We start from the raw sequence: 16,980 nt of genomic DNA on the forward strand, positions 1-16,980 counted from the left end.
AATTAAATAGGTCGTTATGCAGTTTTGCATAGGCCATATATGAATGGATCACAAAAACTCAATTCGATGACATTCACGGCTGTTCTGTTCTTCCGCTAGAGCAGTATGTTGCAACAAATTTGCGCCCATCACCACAGTTCATTAGCTATCGAACATGTTAAAATCGCCGTTATGAAATATCTTCTTATATTAGTCATGGTGCTCTGTTTCCATGCACCATATCTGGCCGCACAGGCACAAGACTTGTCACACAAGAGTATTGTGTTTGGTGTTCACTCAAAAACGGCCCCACTGGAGTGGCGTAACAATGGTGTTGACCAAGGATTTAACCTCGAGCTGATAGGCAGAATTGGACAACTCATAGATAAAAGAATCGTTGTCAGACGTAAAACATTTCAGCAACTGCTGACCGATGTTCATGATCCCGACTGCCCTATCGACGTCATCGCCGTTGTCAGTCCGGTCAGCATAGACAGAAAACTCAGTCAGTCTGATCCCATCTATGCCACCCACGCCAAAGCATACACATTGCAGGGAAAATCCTTTATCAACAGCTGGCACGACCTTGTCGGTAAGCGGGTTGCCATCAAGAAAGGCGCCTTCGTGGACGTCTATATATCGGGTCAGCCACAGGAATTTGAGCGAGTCGATGTCGATCTCTATGAGACCGGCTTTCAGCTGTTAATCAAGGGAGAGGTCGATGTGGTTCTCGCCGAGAACTTTGTCGCCAGACGCCTGATGCCACTCTATCCAAAGATTAGAAGTTCCAGCGATGCACTTATATATGGTGCGTTCAACTTTGTGAGTCATAAGGTTAATGCTCCTCTGATGGGCCAAATTAACGATGCCCTCAGGCAGTTAAAACTCTCCGGGGAATACGACCGACTCGTCAACAAGTGGTTTGGTACCGGTCGAGAGAAGGTCGATCTCACCTCCACCCAACAGAAGATGTTGTGGCTGGCCATCACGGTGAGTATCATCTCTGCACTTGGCATGATACTCACCGGCTATATCAGCAGAAGCCTGCGAAAACGTACCCGCTCACTGAATGTCGAGCTAACGCAACGTCGCAAGGCCGAACATCAAATATCCAGCCTATCAAAACAGTTTCAATCTGTGCTGGATGGGATCCCCCATGGCGTCACGCTATTTAATCGGGAATGTGATTGTTTGTGGAGTAATGATAATAATAACGAACTGTTAAAAAATCCCGAATTTCACTTTACCGATGGCGAACCTTTCGAGCTGAAGATCACTCTGCTTGAGGTATTGAACAGCCAGAAGTCTCTGATTGAAGATATGACTTTTCTGGATCAATTCTGGCAGCTCCAAATTCACCCCATAGGGGAGGATCAGGCCGTCATCCTATTGGAGGAAGCCACGGAGCGTCATCAACTCAGACAAGCCAATAATGAAGCGAGCCGCCTGGCCTCATTAGGCGAACTCTCTGCCGGAATCGCCCATGAGATCAATAATCCAACGGGAATTATTATCCATTCCGTGGCGTTCTTAAATGATGCACTAAAAGATCTACAGCCGGCAACCGACGCCTACCAGAAGCAAAACCCTTTTTGGGTAATCGCAGGGCTGGAACCGGAACGCGCCCTACATGAGCTGCATTATAGCTGCCTCAATATTGATGAGGGTGCCACCCGGATCAGCCGAATCGTAAACGACTTAAAGCGGTATGCCTTACCCAATATTGCCACCGAGCACCAAGTGTTAAGCCTGAATGAAGTGGTGCGGGTGTCGCTGCGTTTGACGGCAAATCAGATTAAAATATTTAAAATCAGAACCCAACTGCGCCAACCAGAGCCGATGATCTTGGGTGATGCCCAGCAGCTGCATCAGGTACTGATTAACCTTATTCAAAATGCCTGCCATGCATCGCCACCCGACGATGGAACGGACACAGATGACGGCATGATCTCAATAGAGACCAGCATTGTGGATGGCAAAGCCTGCTTAATCGTCTGCGATAATGGTTCCGGTATGGATCAAGCGACACTACAACGCATAACAGAGCCTTTCTTTACGACTCGTCGCTCCTGCGGCGGCACCGGGCTCGGCTTATCGGTGTGCAGCAGAATAATCAAAGAACATAAGGGGGAAATGCAGATAACCTCTCGCCAAGGCAAAGGTACATGCATCAAACTTCTCTTTTCATTGGAGCAACTAAGATGAAACTCGCGCGAAATATTTTGTTAGTCGATGATGAAGCCTCATGGTTGAGAACCTTAGCCGTGACCCTCAATCGACTGGTTCCGGAAGCGCAAGTCGATACCTGTGTAGACAGCAGGCAGGTCGTTAATCGTCTTTCTGTAGGCGACTACGCCTTAGTCCTGCTCGATCTGACAATGCCATTTCACTCGGGCGAAGAACTACTCGAGATGATCCGCTGTGATTTCCCAAAGACCCGCGTCATCATAGTAACCGGCGTCAATGAGGTCGATACTGCGGTGCGCTGCATCAAAAATGGGGCCTATGACTACTTTATCAAGACTGACAATGTGGACGATTTGGCCCGGACCGTCCGTAGAGCCCTTGAAGTCGTGGGCTTGGAGAGAAACTATCTGCGGATAAAAGAGAGTTTCCTGAGCCGCACCCTGAGTCAGCCGGAGGCCTTCAATAATATTTTGACCTGTGAACCCGCCCTGCTGGATCAGTTCAGATACCTGGAAGCCGTCGCCCTGAGCCCCGAGCCGATCCTCATCTTCGGTGAGAGCGGCACGGGAAAAGATGAATTTGCCAAGTCTTGCCATCAGCTCTGTTGCCCCGATGCCCCGTTCATCAATGTGAACCTTGCTGGGGTCGGTACCGATGCGTTTGAACTACAGCTATTCGGACAGCTCCATACCCACGAAGACGGTCAGGTTTCGGCTCAGGCAGGCGTGTTACATCAGGTTAAAAACGGACTGCTCTATCTCAATGAGATTGGGGATCTGCCCTTAGAAGCCCAGGCAAAGCTGGTCGATGTGATCGAGCACAAACAGTACTACCCTATTGGCAGCGATCGCCCCTACCCGGTTAACTGTAAGATCATCACCTCGACTCAAAACGATCTGCTGGCACTGAATCAGGCCGGCAAGTTTCGCAGCGATCTGCTATATAGGTTGCGATCACACAAGATCAAATTACCCCCACTGAGAAACCGTACCCTGGACCTCTCTATGCTCATCAACCACTTTATCGCCCAAGCGGCCGAAGAGATGGGACTCGATGCCCCGCAGCAACCCGGAAATTTAGCGAGCCAACTGGCAGACTACGCCTTCCCGGGGAATCTTCATGAACTGAAGGGTATGGTCTTCGATGCGGTGAGTCGCAGCGATGGTGTTCAGCTCAATATCTCCCCCTTTATGGAAGCAATTAAAGAGCAAAAAGGTTCAGGTGAGGCTCCACAAAATATTCTGGTATTTCCAAAGAGTTTGCCAACCTTAGCCGAGATGAGTAATGCACTGATCAATGAGGCCATGAGCCGTACGGCAAATAATCAAACAGCTGCTGCGCAGATGCTGGGAATAAGTCAAAGTGCCTTGAGTCGACGCATGACTAAGGAAAAATAGGCTAAAAGACTAAACTTCATTGCAGAAGTAAACATAAGGCTTTGCGGCTTAATGTTTGACCGGGCAAGTGATAATAAACTCAGTTCCTTGCCCTAATGTCGACCTTACCTTGATGTCACCATGAAGTTTTTGTTTAACTATGTTGTAGACAATACTGAGCCCCAACCCACTACCGCCTTGACCTCGTTTAGTGGTGAAAAATGGCTCGAATATACTGCTGCAATTTTGTTGGGGGATGCCTTTGCCATTATCTGCAACCGTTATGGTTATGAGGTTTTCGGCGATCGATGCATCAATAATTAACTCTCCCCCCTGATGACCGGAAAAACCATGGATTAATGAGTTAAGGATTAAATTGGTAAACACTTGATAGAAATCCCCAGGATAGGAGTTAACTACAATATACGCACCAACTCTATTGGTTATTTCGACAGGATATTTTTTTGTCTCCGGAGAGAGGCTGGTCAGTAGTGATTCTATCAAATCGTGAAGTACAAATTTCTCCTTATGAAGGTTTGTTTGCTCGACGGCCACTAATTTAAAGTCTCTCACCAATGAGGCGGAACGCTTAAGATTTTTCTCCAGCAAAGTACACGCCGATTTAATATCATCCAGATACTGTTTAAATACCGCTTCAGTCAGTTCGTCACTGGTGTAACTCTGCTCTAAGATGGTTAACTCCCTCAGCAGGAGCGAAGATGCCGTGATGGCAACACCTATAGGCGTATTCAACTCATGGGCAAACCCGGCAACCAGCCCCCCCAGCGCCGCCATCTTCTCCGACTCGATGAGCTGTGACTGCATCGCTTGCAAGTTTTTCATCGACAGATTTAATTTTTTATAACTTTCAGCCAGTGCAGCCTCTTTATTCTGCCGCAAATCAATCTCATCGGTGAGCTCCAAAGTACGCTCTTCGACCTGCTGCTCTAACGTCTCTCTGGCCAGAGAGAGGGCATGAGACATCTGGTTAAAACACAGTGCCAACTCATAACTCTCCCTGAAACCTTCGGGCTTTATTCGGGTATCGGTCTCACCCGAGGCAATAGAGCGGGTCATCTGTGTCATAGACTCAAATGGGTTCGCCAACTTTCTTCCAAGCAAGCCGGAAACAAGCAAAACACCAATGAGTACAATAAACAAGATCAGCAGCCCCAGTTGAAAAATCTGATCGTAAACCTGAACGACTTCACTCATGTCCTCCTTGAACACTAATCCCCACTGTACCGATGGGATATAACGAGAAGCCGCAAGCACTTCCACTCCGCGATAATCAATATCGACACCTATATGCCTGCGACCCGACAGAGCCTTGGAGAGTGACTCGGATAACTCCGAAATAGGTTGGGGTTCGCCTACGATCGAATCCGCATCATATTTAAGCTCTACCTGATAACTAAAATAATCTCCCTGCCTGGCCGCGACAACGACCTCCCTACTCGACCTCGAACCGCCTACCTCTAAGGTCACCTTCTGAATTATCTGACTGTCGACCTGCAGCACGACGATGCCGATCAGGCGCCCTTGAACTAACACGGGAGAGCCTATAAATGCCACCGCCTGCTCAATCGGGGGATAATACTCAAAGCTCGATGAGGAGGACTCAAGAAAGTACTTAGCTCGCTTTACAACAAAATTTAAGCCGCTGACCGTCTCAGAGTCAGTATTCTCACTTGGCGGCAAATGGTTATTCATCCCTAACGAAAATAGGAGTTCACCAGAGGGAGAGATAAGTAACAGGTCGAGGTAACCATCATCTTGGTAGTGTTGGTATACCTTCTTTAGTTCGACTAATAGTTGATGATAATTCTGGCTCTGCTTACCGTCCTGACGATATAGAGGGGAGAGTTGAGAGAAGGCTTCTACCGTCTCTGCCGACTGAGACAGACTAAATACATCCGCGATTCGTTCGCTTATATAGTCTTCAATCTGTTTAACTTTATTATCGGCAAACTGGGATAGATGTACCTGCTCCTGTTGTAAGAAAGCCTGCTTGAATGAACTGAGATATAGACCGGATAAAATCACAGTCGGAGTCATGACACTTAAGAGTAGCCAGACAAAAAGCATAGTCGATAAGTTATACCGTCTCATCGATACTTGAGCTCCTGCAAGCGTTGCAGCCAGATCGACCGACTGTGATATTTAGGAAAAGGTGTGGGCCTGATGGGGGAATCACTTCGCCAGACTATTTCAAACTGTCCATCGCTTCGTACCCGTCCGATGCGGACCGTTTTCCACAGGTGTTGACTGCCCATGTCGACCGAGACGATACCTTGAGGCGCATTGAGACTCTGATAACCAAGGGCATGTTTAACCCTCAGTGGATCGAAGGTACCAGCCGCAGTCACCCCCTGGACCCACAACTTAATACCGATATAGGTTGCCTCCATAGGATCGTTAACGACCCGGTCTTTACCGAAGCGCGCTTTAAATGCACTGACAAATTGCCGATTCTCCGGGCTTTCTATACTCTGGAAATAGTTCCAGACGGCATAATGCCCCAACATTTGTTCGATGCCGATGGCCGATACCTCTGGTTCGGCAATGCTGAATGAGACCACCTTGGTCTCCTTTATCCCATTCAGACCATTGAAAAATGCGATATTACTGTCTCCGTTAATAGTATTGAACACCAGATCCGGCTTTAACCTGCGAATATCTTCAATTGCACGGGAGATATCTGATGATCCCATAGGCAGATACATCTCCCCCAGAGGCTCTATGCCACGGTTTTTCAGCTGATCTTTAATCAGCATATTCGCGGCTCGGGGAAAGATATAATCGGAACCAAGGAGGTAGACGCCCTGGCCGATATTTTCCAGCGCCCAGTGAACACCGGGGATGATCTGCTGATTCGGTGTGGCGCCCGTGTAGATAATATTCGGCGACTGCTCCAGCCCCTCATATTGCAGTGGATAGAAGAGCAAATGATCGTAACGTTCAACAATAGGCTTAACCGCGATACGGCTACTCGAGGTCCAGCAACCAAAGAGTACTGCTACCCGCTCCTGAACAATGAGTCGCTCCGCCTCCTTTGAAAACTGCCACCAGTTCGATGCACCATCCGCTAAAACAGGCTCTAGCTGTCTTCCCAATACCCCACCATTGGCATTTATCTCTTCGATTGCCATGGTGAGCACATCGACCAGATCCCGTTCGCTGAACGCCATAGTGCCGCTCATAGAGTGCAAGATACCTACCTTAATGGTGGCATCATCTTCTGTACCGCAGGCGACGATGCCCGTAGCAAAAAGTATGGCTATCGCTAACCATCTCCATCTGCTGAGATACCATTGGAGGGCGAACTCTCTTTCCTTTGCCATAGGTCATTGTCATAAATCTGGATTCACCAAATTTAATTTTGGCAGATAAGTGAAGTTTATCCACTCGAAGGGAAGTTGGATGCAGGCAAAAAAAAGCCCACAGAGTTAATCTGTGGGCCTTTCCGATTGTTAGTTTTTGCTTTTAGCGTTCAGCGAATCACTTATGCCCGGTTGGTTTCCTGAACCGGAAGAGCTTCAGCAGTGCGCTCAACCTCGACACCTTTCTCGGTTTCATCGACAATAGTCAGGACAGCCGCATCACCAACCACGTTACACGATGTCAGCACCATATCGATCAGCCTATCTAACGCTGCCACAATGGCGAATGCTTCTACTGGCAGGCCCATTTGGTGAATGAGCACACCTATCATCACCATTCCGCCACCGGGAACACCACCGGCCCCCACCGACAGCAGGAAGATGCTAAATAACAAGGCGGGAAGCTGATCCATCGCAATAGGTGCGCCGAAGGCATTTGCAACGAAGAAGATGGCAATAGTGATATAGATAGACACGCCGCCCATATTCATGGTCGCCCCAAGGGGGACACCAAAGCCCGCAATGGCACGCTTAACGCCTAACTTATCGGTCAAGGTTCGCATGGTCACAGGAATGGTAGCATTCGAGCTTGCTGTAGAGAGTGAGAACAAGATCTGCTCCCGGGTTTTAGCCCTGAACTCTTTCGCCGATACGGAAGTAAAGGCACCGACCGCCATCGGGTAGACGATGAAGATCCACGTCAACAACAGGCCTAAGATAACCACCAGATACTCGAGTACACTCAGGAATATACTCGCCTCGAGTGTTGCACCCAGCTTCAGCATCAAGGCGAAAACACCAATGGGAGCCAGCTGCATCACAATAGTAATCAGCTTCATCATCAGCTTATTGCCTTCCTGAAACCCTTGAACCAACAGAGGTACGGCATCGCCCAGAGACTTAATCACGCCGCCAATAAGCAGTGCCATGAAGATGACCTGTAGCATGTTACCCGAGGTGAAAGCCGCGACCGGATTATTAGGCACGATATTAACGATGAGCTGAACCAGATTAGGGAGCTCTGTTGCGGTAATTTCAGCACCCGCACCACCTGACATATCTACCCCTAATCCTGGCTGTAGTAGGAGTGCCACTGTCAATGCCGCAAATATTGCGACTAGCGTGTTGATGATGTAGAAACCAAATGTTTTCCCGCCTAAACGACCGAAGCTCTTAAGGTCATCAAGCTCCAAAACACCACATACGATACTGACAAACACCAGCGGCACGACCAACATCATGATCATATTGACGAACATGGTGCCGACACCGGAGGAGAGTTCGACCACAGTACCGGAAAAGAAGCCGATATCGCCGAGAAGATATTGAATAATGGAGCCGAATATTAATCCGGAGAACAGACCGATAAAGATCCGCGTAGAAAGTGATTTTGTCATATGCCTGCCTTCAATTCGGCACCTCTTTTTGCGTGCCTTTTTAATTCAACATCGGACACTCTATAGTGCTGATGCCTTTTATTGAGGGAATGAGTTCCCTTCTTTGCAACCGATAGTGAATCATGCTGGCCACAATTTCAATCAGAATCGAAATTATGCAATTTGATACAACTTCATAACTCCCGCATAAACAAGCATAAAAACACACACAAACAGACAGAGACGCCACCAGCGCCAACAATAACTTTTACATCATTATCATTTGAGCAACACCTACCCTAGTGCAAACACACTTTCAACAGTCAATACCACCAAGATGCAACGCCAAGGCAGTGAATAGCACTAACAAGTAAGCATCCAGCAGAGCGGTAAGCCAGCAATAAGCTCATGCCAGGATAGTTAGTTTGTTTTTTGGTTAAAAAAGAGCCGTTGATGGGGGAAACCTATCAACGGCCCTTACAGAACACAAGTCCATATTAAGACTGAGTATTTAAGCCAAAGTGTTTAAGCCAAAGTATTTAAGCCAGCCAGATCTCTACATCCCGAATGATAAAGTTACCTGTGTAGACCGGATCGGGCTCACCGATAGGCTCCAGTTCAAAGTAGTGCCTGTGCTCCTCGGGAAGACCTTCATAGCCACAGATAACCTGATAGAGCCAACTCTCCCTCTCCCAGGGCAGTTCCTGTTCATCCAGATACTCCAACGCCGATTGATTGCGTCCCGAATCGATAACCGAGCAGAAGTACTCATCGACGGCCAGTTTCAGCGGGTTATCCGGAATATCAAAATCTTCCGCCTGGCTCAGGGAGACACTGACATCATGCTCGCGAAGCTGAGGATCATGGCTCGTGCGAGCGATGGCTTTAATGCGCGAAACGATATCTAACAGCTCGGGCTCATAACCTGTGTTATGAACATCTACCGCTGCAGGTGCCAGGATGGCTTCCGCGCGATTAAATAGCGTCGGCAACTGCTTGTGGCTGACATGATCGGCTGGAGCGTAATCAGGATGCAGATCGGTATAAAGCAGCCAGCCCTTAAGCAGACGAGTTCGCCCTCTTATTTGGCGGAACCGCCCTAGTAATTCGAGCAATCGGCTCTGAACGACGCTAAGTTCCTGGGTACAGTCACTCAGGGTCTCTTGCAGGCTGGTGACCAGGAGTTTTCGCAGTTCTCGAATGTCCCCCGCTATTTCACCCAGCTCACTGAACTGGAACATCTCCAAGCCGTTGAGCAGCTCAGTCACTTGGGCTTGGGCTAACTCATTTTCACGGATCTTGGCGTTGATGGTACCGACATAACCAAATTCGTTATTGATGCGACTCCAGAGCACACGTATCGAGTATCTCAGCCCTTCGGCGAAACTGTAAACATGCTCATTCAAGTCGGCTAAATAGGCCTCTGAAGCACTATAATCGACGTTATGGCGTGCCTCTTTATAATGTTCGGCCAAGGTCTTGATGCTAGCTAACGAGGAGCCCACATTGGAATCGATCTGACGATTACGCTCATCGCTCAGCGCCTCTTCGAGCAGGGCGCGCACCGAACGCTTGAGACGTAACTCCTGATCCGGCTCCGGACGCCACAAGATCTCACTCTTGCGCAACTTTTCGATCGCGGCAGCGTTCTCCCCCCCTTCAGGCACAGAGCCCGAAAGGTAGACATCCATAACGAGATCGGCGTGTCTGCCTAGCTGCTTAAGCAGCTTGACCCCGGCCTGATGTAAGTTTGTACTCATCTTAAACCAGATCCCTTTGGGTCGCGGTCTCAGCCTGTGCTTCCAGGCTCAGCCCTTCGGTTTCATCGATAAAACGGATAACCTCATAGAGATAATCTAACTTGCCGGTGGCGATAAAGATCTGCTTCTCGGTATTGGGGCGGGTAAGATAGCCCAACTCGACCAGACGTTTGAACACCAATTTAATCTGGGCATCGACGTTGCTACTGGTCGAGCCAAACAGACGGTAATGGCTTATCTTAGCCAGTTGCTCTCTAAATGCCGGCGTGTCTTCTATGCGGGTTTGCAGCTCAGTTAAGCGTACCGCGGCTCCCTCCGACAGGGGGGCATCTTGCCCACTGGACTCCTGTACCAGCACCAGCCATTCGACCAGGGGAATGAGTGCATTACAGATATCTCTGAATTGAGAGGAGATCACCTTGCGCTCCTTTTCACCCAACTGCAGATAACCGCAGAAGAACACCTCTCCCTCTCCCGCCGAACCTATGGTCCGATTTATCTGGTTCAGATAGGTTTCGACCCGCTCTTTAGTGGTTGAATTTTTCAGTGAACGCCAGGCTTCTTCATCGGTCGTTCGGCAGATAAACTCTCCCTTAAGCAGACGTTCTATGATGGCGCCCGTTCCGACGATTGCGGTTTCTGTCATCTCACTCATTACACCGCCTCCCTTGCGAATCGTTTATTCAACTTATCTGCGATGGGATTAGCCTGAGGCTTCACCACCTGAAGTTTCCTGGTCTGTTTATTGATGATATATCGGTTAGCAAACAAGTTAAGTACCTCAGACTCAGGGTTGGGGAAGGCGCCCAAAACGGAAATATTGTTGTTTTCACAGGCATCGAAGATCTTCTTTACGTTGCCATGATGCAAGGTGCCAAGCTCATCGATAGGCCAATGAATCGTGACATTCGAGCGGCCACGTAGCAGGCGGGTAAATGCCAGCAGGAACTTACATAAGATCAGATACGCCATACCGTGACTGGAAGACTCATTGAGCTGACGATCGGTGCGGATCACCAGATCGCTATTGCCCTCTTTTAGCCTCAACTCAATCTCGAGCAGCTTGGAGATACCACCGGAGAGTGCGGCTCGGCCGATAATATCCAGGGCTCGGCGCATGCTATTGGTGTAGTTTTCATCGGGAAGTTCACTGAATCCATCGGCTTTCCACTGACGGAAGGCCTTAACAAACTCCTCCAACTCAGGCCAGAACTCCAGCTCGCTGATCCGAGAGCGGATCTTAACCGCCGACTCGGAAACGCCATCGAGGAACAGCTCTTCACCCACTTCACGGGTGATCCGCGCACTTTGTGAGGCGATGCGGCGATCGATATCGGCCAGTACATCGTAAAATGCGGTGAGATCGACACCAAAAATTCGCCCCTGTTCGCGAAGCGCCATAATCGATTGCGGCACCATCACATTGAGCAGCTGTTCGAGTTGAGGAACCAGCTTGCGGTAATCCAGCAGACGGATCCCTTTATCGTTTACAAAGCTCGACTCTTCACGAGCCCGCTCCCAGGTCTCAGACAGACTCGAGCCTGACTTACTGGCGATAACCGAGTCGAAATGCTCCACATACTGCTTAACCGAGCCTAATAAACTGTCTCTTTTCAGTAGCTGCTCTTCACCCTGCCGCAGACGTTCGGTGAGCCCCCCTTGAGCGTCATCATTACTTGCCGGCAATTTAAGTTCGCTAAGCTTACGCATCACGCTACGCAGCTTAGTTAAGTTCTCCGATGCCTCTACCTGTATGGCATCAGATTGCTTACGCTGGCTGTCCAGCTCCTGCCTTTTCGCCTTAACTTCATTGGCTTTAGATTTGAGTTGCTGCTCGAGCTCTGAGGTCGCATGCTTAACTGTGCTCAGCTCTGTTTGCAACTTAGGCTTACGCATTAACCAGGTATGCTGATACCAATCTTCATATCTGAGTACCTCGTTACGACGCTGCTCAGCCTTACTGATACTCGACTCCAGTCCCCGGATCTCTTGCTTAAGCGCCAGGATCTTATCTTCATCGACGCCGCGGGATTTAAGCTCGTTCTTATACCATTGCTCACAGGCCTTAAGCTCGCTCTTAGCGTGATCGCGCCTGTGTTGAATATTTTCCTTTGTCTGCTCCAACTGAGAGTCTAACGCGCCAACCACCTCCTGCCAGTAGGCATTTTTCTCCATTCTGGCTTCTAATGCCTGCTCTTTTTGCTCTTCAAGCCATTCCTGGTGTTGATGCTTCAGCTGCTTGATATCACTGTCTAAACGACTCAGCTTCTTCTGCGCTTCTGATTTTCGTTCCTTGAGTGCTTTATTGATCTTATCTTGCTCGGCGCGCTTCTCATCGAACAGGCGACGAAGATCGTCACGACTGTTCTTATATGCCGTACGGGCAAAGGTCAGCTCCCGGGTCAATCCATCCAATTCAGCATTGATGGCGACCAGGCTATCTTCGGCCTCGGCCTGCAACTCTTTGGCGCCGAGTAACGCCTCTTCGGCCTTAGCATGACGAATACGTAACTCTTGCTCCGAAGATGCATATTCCGGCGACTCGATAGCCTTAAGATCCAGGTTGATTCCGTAGATGGCCTCTAAATTATCGCTGAGCATGGCCGGGTGCAGGTCGCTGCGATGTAACAACTCTGGGTTAATCACCTTACCTATGGTGTTCTCCCAGCCATCGGCTTCTTTGCGTAAAAACTCAAGCAGAGTATGAGATTGAGGAAACAGGATATGATGCAGCTCGTCGAGCTCACTCTGGCGCTCTGTCACGCGAATACCGGCCAGACGCAGGCTCTCATTGGCCTGGTCTCGCTTGGCACGAAGTTTACGCTCCTCAATGGTTAACCTGTCGACCTTGGCATTGCATACTTCCTGATCTTCATCGGCCCGTGTGATCCGCTCATCGAACACGGCCAATGCCAGCTTTTCCTCTTCGGTATAGGTCACGCTATCGACACGCACCTTAAGTTCGGCTGTCGATAACTTAAGTTGATATTCCTCTTGTTGGAACTTTTCACGGCCACTGTCCATCTGCTCGCGCCATTGACCCCCCAACGCCTCCAGCTCGCTTCGACCCTGTTCACGCTGCTTGTCTCTGGCTTCGCGCTGCTTATCTTGAGCCTGATGCAGGTTTTCCAGTTCCCGGTTGAGCCCCTCACCAATTTTACTGCGACGGGCATTGTATGCCGCTTCGATATCCTGATGCTTCTCAGTCTGCAGCTTATGGCGCTCGGTTAAGTTCTCAAGACTGCCACGCCAATTGGGTAGCTGCTCTAAGTCCAGTTTGGCCTGTTCGATATCTGCATCTAAGAAGGCGCCGTGTTGGTCCTCTATCGCGTCTAACTCATACTCACACTTAGCAACGTCACCCTTCGCGGCCGATAGATCTAAACTGAGCTCATCGCGCAGCTCTTTCCACTCATCATCTAACTGCCTTAACTCACCATTGAGGGATTTAGAAAGGTCCTGGTTATGCTCCTGACGCTCCACCTCTGTGGTTTCATCTTTACTGTAGCCACGTTTAAGACTCGCAAGGCGCAGCTCGGCGCTCAAGAGTTGATTAAACTCCTGCTCAAGCTTTTCAAATTCCGGGCGGATCTGCTCGAATCCCTGAATAAGCTGGCTGTCTCGTATCCAGGCTTCGACGCGCTGAGGATTCAGGCGGGAGCTCGGCGGATTAACACCATCCTCTTCCAAAATGGCGGCGACCATCGATTTTATTGTCTCCATCTTGCCCTCTTTCGAGTGCACCGCCTTGGCTAACTTTTCGATATGACGCAGTGAATGCTCGGATTCACATAATGAAAACTGCCTCGCATAGGTACGAAGCTCGGTGCGATTACTTCCGGTACTCAACAGGGCACGATCATTTTGAATGATGGCGCGAAATTCCCGGGTATTGAGCAGATTAGTCACCGCGACGCCTGCACGCTTCATCTCCCTGCCCAGCTCCGCCATGGTATGGCAAAGCACTGTGTCGCCATTTTTTGACTTCACATAATCTTCAAGCTCGAAGCCCTTAGCGATGAAACGATAATTAACCCCTTTACCATCACCGGCAGAGGCCAGAACCGCTTGATTTAACTGGCCATCATCGCGTTTATATTCATAGATGATAAAACTTGAATCATGGGGCAGGTACCAACGCTCGAAGCTATCACGGGTAGAGGGCACGACTCGACTTGGATACTCACCATAAAAAACCGGGACCAGACGCTGAAGCGTGGTCTTTCCTGAGGCATTGGTACCACAGATATTCGTGTGGCCGTCGAGGGCGAGTTCCACTACGCCGGGTAGGTGCGTATCGATAAGCACAATTCGATTCAAGCTTGGCATTTCTTTCCTTATCCAAACAGAGCCTCAATTTGAGGCCAAAGCAGGCAATAGAGCATCACAGGCACAGAGCCGGGGGCGGTTCTGCGCACTTTTCGTCAACCTTCAGGTTCACGTAGCGATCTTTTCAGAGACACTAAAATAGATCAAAGCGGCAGCGAGCGCAATTAAGTGCACACTGGCAATGTTCAGTGAAGTTTAAAAGCGGGATCATACGCTAATTTGCATCAAAATGACGTTCAAGGAAAGAGCAATTGAAGAAGAGGCTGACACTCAGGTTTAGCGCGAAGAGAAAGGGCTGAGAAAGAGAAGTTAACGCATGCACTATGACTAACAAAAATCGAAGGTGTGAGTCGCATAAACTCACACCTTCTGTCTCTGATTGTTAGCCCGTCACAACCTCGGCTCTGTCCATTTCACTGCTTTCACGTTTAGAGAAATAACGTAGGGTTTCGGCATGGATAACATGTCGCAGGCCTATAATCGCTATAAGGTTTGGAATCGCCATCAGGCCGTTAACGGTATCGGCAAGCAACCAGATCATATCCAGTTGAATGAAAGCCCCGACAGCAATCAGACCCAGAAACAATCCCTGATAAAGCCGTAGGCCCCTGTCTCCCATCAGGTAGTACCAACAACGCTCACCGTAATAGTGCCAACCTAAAATCGTGGTAAAGGCAAAACAGACCAGAGCGACCGTCACTAAGTACTGGCCGACCAATGCCGAACCACCACTGGCAAATGCGGCACTGGTCATGGCCGCGCCTGCAGTTTCACCACTCCACACTCCGGTGATGATCAACACCAGTCCGGTCATGGTACAGATGATGATGGTATCAAAAAATGTGCCCGTCATACTGACCAAGCCTTGCTCTACCGGCTCATTGGTCTTGGCTGCTGCAGCGGCGATCGGCGCGCTACCCAATCCCGCTTCATTTGAGAACACTCCGCGGGCAATACCTATTTGCAGCGCCTGTGCTACCGTCGCCCCGAGGAAGCCACCGGCGGCAGAGATAGGTGTAAAGGCAGACTCAATAATTAACCCGAATGCCGGCAGAATCTGATCTGAGAAAGCGATTAAGATCCACACACAGGCAAGCACATAGCCCAGCGCCATGGTCGGTACCAGCCTCTGCGCCACATTGGCAATACGCTTAACCCCACCCAGAGTGACCGCCGCGACGAGCACGGTTAACACCAGAGCCGTTACCCAAGTCGGCACATGGAAGGCAATGGACATGGCATCGCTGATAGCGTTGACCTGCGCAAAGGTACCGATACCGAAGAAAGCGACACCGACACCAAACACGGCGAACAATTTAGCCATCCAGCCAAGTCCCAGACCACGCTCGATATAGTACATGGGGCCACCGGCTATCCGTCCCCTTGCATCTGTGGTGCGATACTTTACCGCCAACATACACTCGGCATACTTGGTGGCCATACCGAAGAATGCCGCTAGCCACATCCAAAACAGGGCGCCGGGGCCACCTATCTTGATAGCGGTGGCGACACCGACAATATTACCGGTACCGATTGTGGCAGAGAGAGCAGTACAAAGGGCGGCAAAGGACGAGAGGTCCCCTTTACCCGTCGCGGGTTTAAATAATAGCTTCAGCGCTAAAGGCAGGCGAAATACCTGAATAAGCTTGAGTCTCACGGTGAGGTAGAGTCCCGTACCCACCAGGAGGCATAAGGTAATAGGTCCCCAAACGATGGCGTTAACATTAGCCAGCAGGTCGGCGATTAAGAGTTGAAAATTCATACATTCCTCGAGTATTAAACGACTTAATTAATAAACGGAGGAGGAAAAGAAATGGCTGTTGAGCGACGCGCCGGACGCAATAGCAAGCCATATTCACCGGGCAGAGAAGCCAAACGGTAAAAATAGCCCACGACGACAAACGACAGGGACTGTGCAGTCATCCTCTCCTCTGTCCTTTTGCCTGAGCGTTTCGCGTCTATACCCAAACGATAAGTTTGGCTATTGGTCAGTGAACGAATTCACTGTGACACTTTCGCCTTCGGCGCCGCAATACAGTTATTCAGATTTGAATACCTGTTTACGATCTCTCCAGAGGCTCGTCCAGTAACAGTCCACGCCAATCACAATTGGCACCTGAAAGAGTATTTGGTCTGAGCTAAATAAAAGTACTCAATAAAAAGTACTAAATTAAAACGCTAAACCAAAGTTGCCTCGTCGGTGTGGGGGCAATTCCCCACTCTCCTGCTACCTTCATCCGAACGGATTGCCAAACGTATCGTGAATAATCGCGATAGATCCGGCAGGTTGCACAGAATGCAGCAATCTCGGGCTTTGCTCAAGTCGGTTAGATCACACTTTTATCTTCAATTCGGTAAGTGCGTTTTTTTTGGACAGAAGAGAGGGAGCGAGGTTCGAGATGCTAGGTTCTAGGGGCGAGGAAGGGGCCAGAGTTCTTTTATGTAGGAGCGGCTTTAGCCGCGAATCTTTAAACGTTTCGAGCCATGAGATAGAGGCTTTCGATACATGGCCAGGATTCAGCTCTTTACAAAGAGTGAGTTCAGAATGACAAAATCAGCCCATTCAGACAGACGATAAACTAGCACATCC

At 49.4% G+C, this 16,980-nt stretch carries 10 protein-coding genes and 1 riboswitch; of the genes, 2 read left to right on the plus strand and 8 right to left on the minus strand.

What is annotated here, in order from left to right; translation table 11 throughout:
* The first annotated feature begins 105 nt into the window (after window positions 1-105).
* Together SSED_RS20255 and SSED_RS20260 are read left to right on the plus strand one after the other, a co-directional pair.
* Window positions 106-2,184 (plus strand): ATP-binding protein, encoded by a 2,079-nt coding sequence (locus SSED_RS20255; protein WP_012144212.1) that lies wholly within the window; start codon window positions 106-108, stop codon window positions 2,182-2,184.
* Complete coding sequence (locus SSED_RS20260; RefSeq protein ID WP_012144213.1) at window positions 2,181-3,563, plus strand: sigma-54-dependent transcriptional regulator; 1,383 nt, start codon at window positions 2,181-2,183, stop codon at window positions 3,561-3,563. Before SSED_RS20255 ends, SSED_RS20260 begins: the two co-directional genes overlap by 4 nt.
* Window positions 3,564-3,611: 48 nt before the next feature.
* On the opposite strand, the gene SSED_RS20265 is transcribed toward SSED_RS20260, so the two are convergent.
* From SSED_RS20265 to SSED_RS24880, 8 genes are all read right to left on the minus strand, one after another.
* A complete protein-coding gene (locus SSED_RS20265) occupies window positions 3,612-5,654 on the minus strand; it encodes a sensor histidine kinase (protein WP_012144214.1) in 2,043 nt (680 codons plus the stop codon).
* The gene (locus tag SSED_RS20270; protein ID WP_012144215.1) at window positions 5,651-6,886 is read right to left on the minus strand and encodes an urea ABC transporter substrate-binding protein; all 1,236 of its coding nucleotides are present in this window, start codon (window positions 6,884-6,886) and stop codon (window positions 5,651-5,653) included. The genes SSED_RS20265 and SSED_RS20270 overlap by 4 nt, the downstream gene beginning before the upstream one ends.
* A 161-nt stretch (window positions 6,887-7,047) precedes the next feature.
* Window positions 7,048-8,322, minus strand: a complete 1,275-nt coding sequence (locus SSED_RS20275; protein WP_012144216.1) for a dicarboxylate/amino acid:cation symporter — start codon at window positions 8,320-8,322, stop codon at window positions 7,048-7,050.
* Between the two features lie 518 nt (window positions 8,323-8,840).
* The gene (locus SSED_RS20280; RefSeq protein WP_012144217.1) at window positions 8,841-10,061 is read right to left on the minus strand and encodes a hypothetical protein; all 1,221 of its coding nucleotides are present in this window, start codon (window positions 10,059-10,061) and stop codon (window positions 8,841-8,843) included.
* Between the two features lies 1 nt (window position 10,062).
* Entirely contained in the window at window positions 10,063-10,716 is a 654-nt protein-coding gene (locus SSED_RS20285) for a condensin complex protein MksE (RefSeq protein ID WP_012144218.1), read from the minus strand.
* Complete coding sequence (locus SSED_RS20290; protein ID WP_012144219.1) at window positions 10,716-14,390, minus strand: ATP-binding protein; 3,675 nt, start codon at window positions 14,388-14,390, stop codon at window positions 10,716-10,718. The genes SSED_RS20285 and SSED_RS20290 overlap by 1 nt, the downstream gene beginning before the upstream one ends.
* Before the next feature lie 382 nt (window positions 14,391-14,772).
* A complete protein-coding gene (locus SSED_RS20295) occupies window positions 14,773-16,152 on the minus strand; it encodes an alanine/glycine:cation symporter family protein (protein WP_012144220.1) in 1,380 nt (459 codons plus the stop codon).
* Between the two features lie 23 nt (window positions 16,153-16,175).
* Window positions 16,176-16,313 (minus strand): hypothetical protein, encoded by a 138-nt coding sequence (locus SSED_RS24880; protein ID WP_190273174.1) that lies wholly within the window; start codon window positions 16,311-16,313, stop codon window positions 16,176-16,178.
* Window positions 16,312-16,475, minus strand: a riboswitch (glycine riboswitch). It overlaps the preceding gene by 2 nt.
* Window positions 16,476-16,980 lie beyond the last annotated feature (505 nt).

The sequence above is a fragment of the Shewanella sediminis HAW-EB3 genome (assembly GCF_000018025.1).
In the GTDB taxonomy this organism is placed as follows: domain Bacteria; phylum Pseudomonadota; class Gammaproteobacteria; order Enterobacterales; family Shewanellaceae; genus Shewanella; species Shewanella sediminis.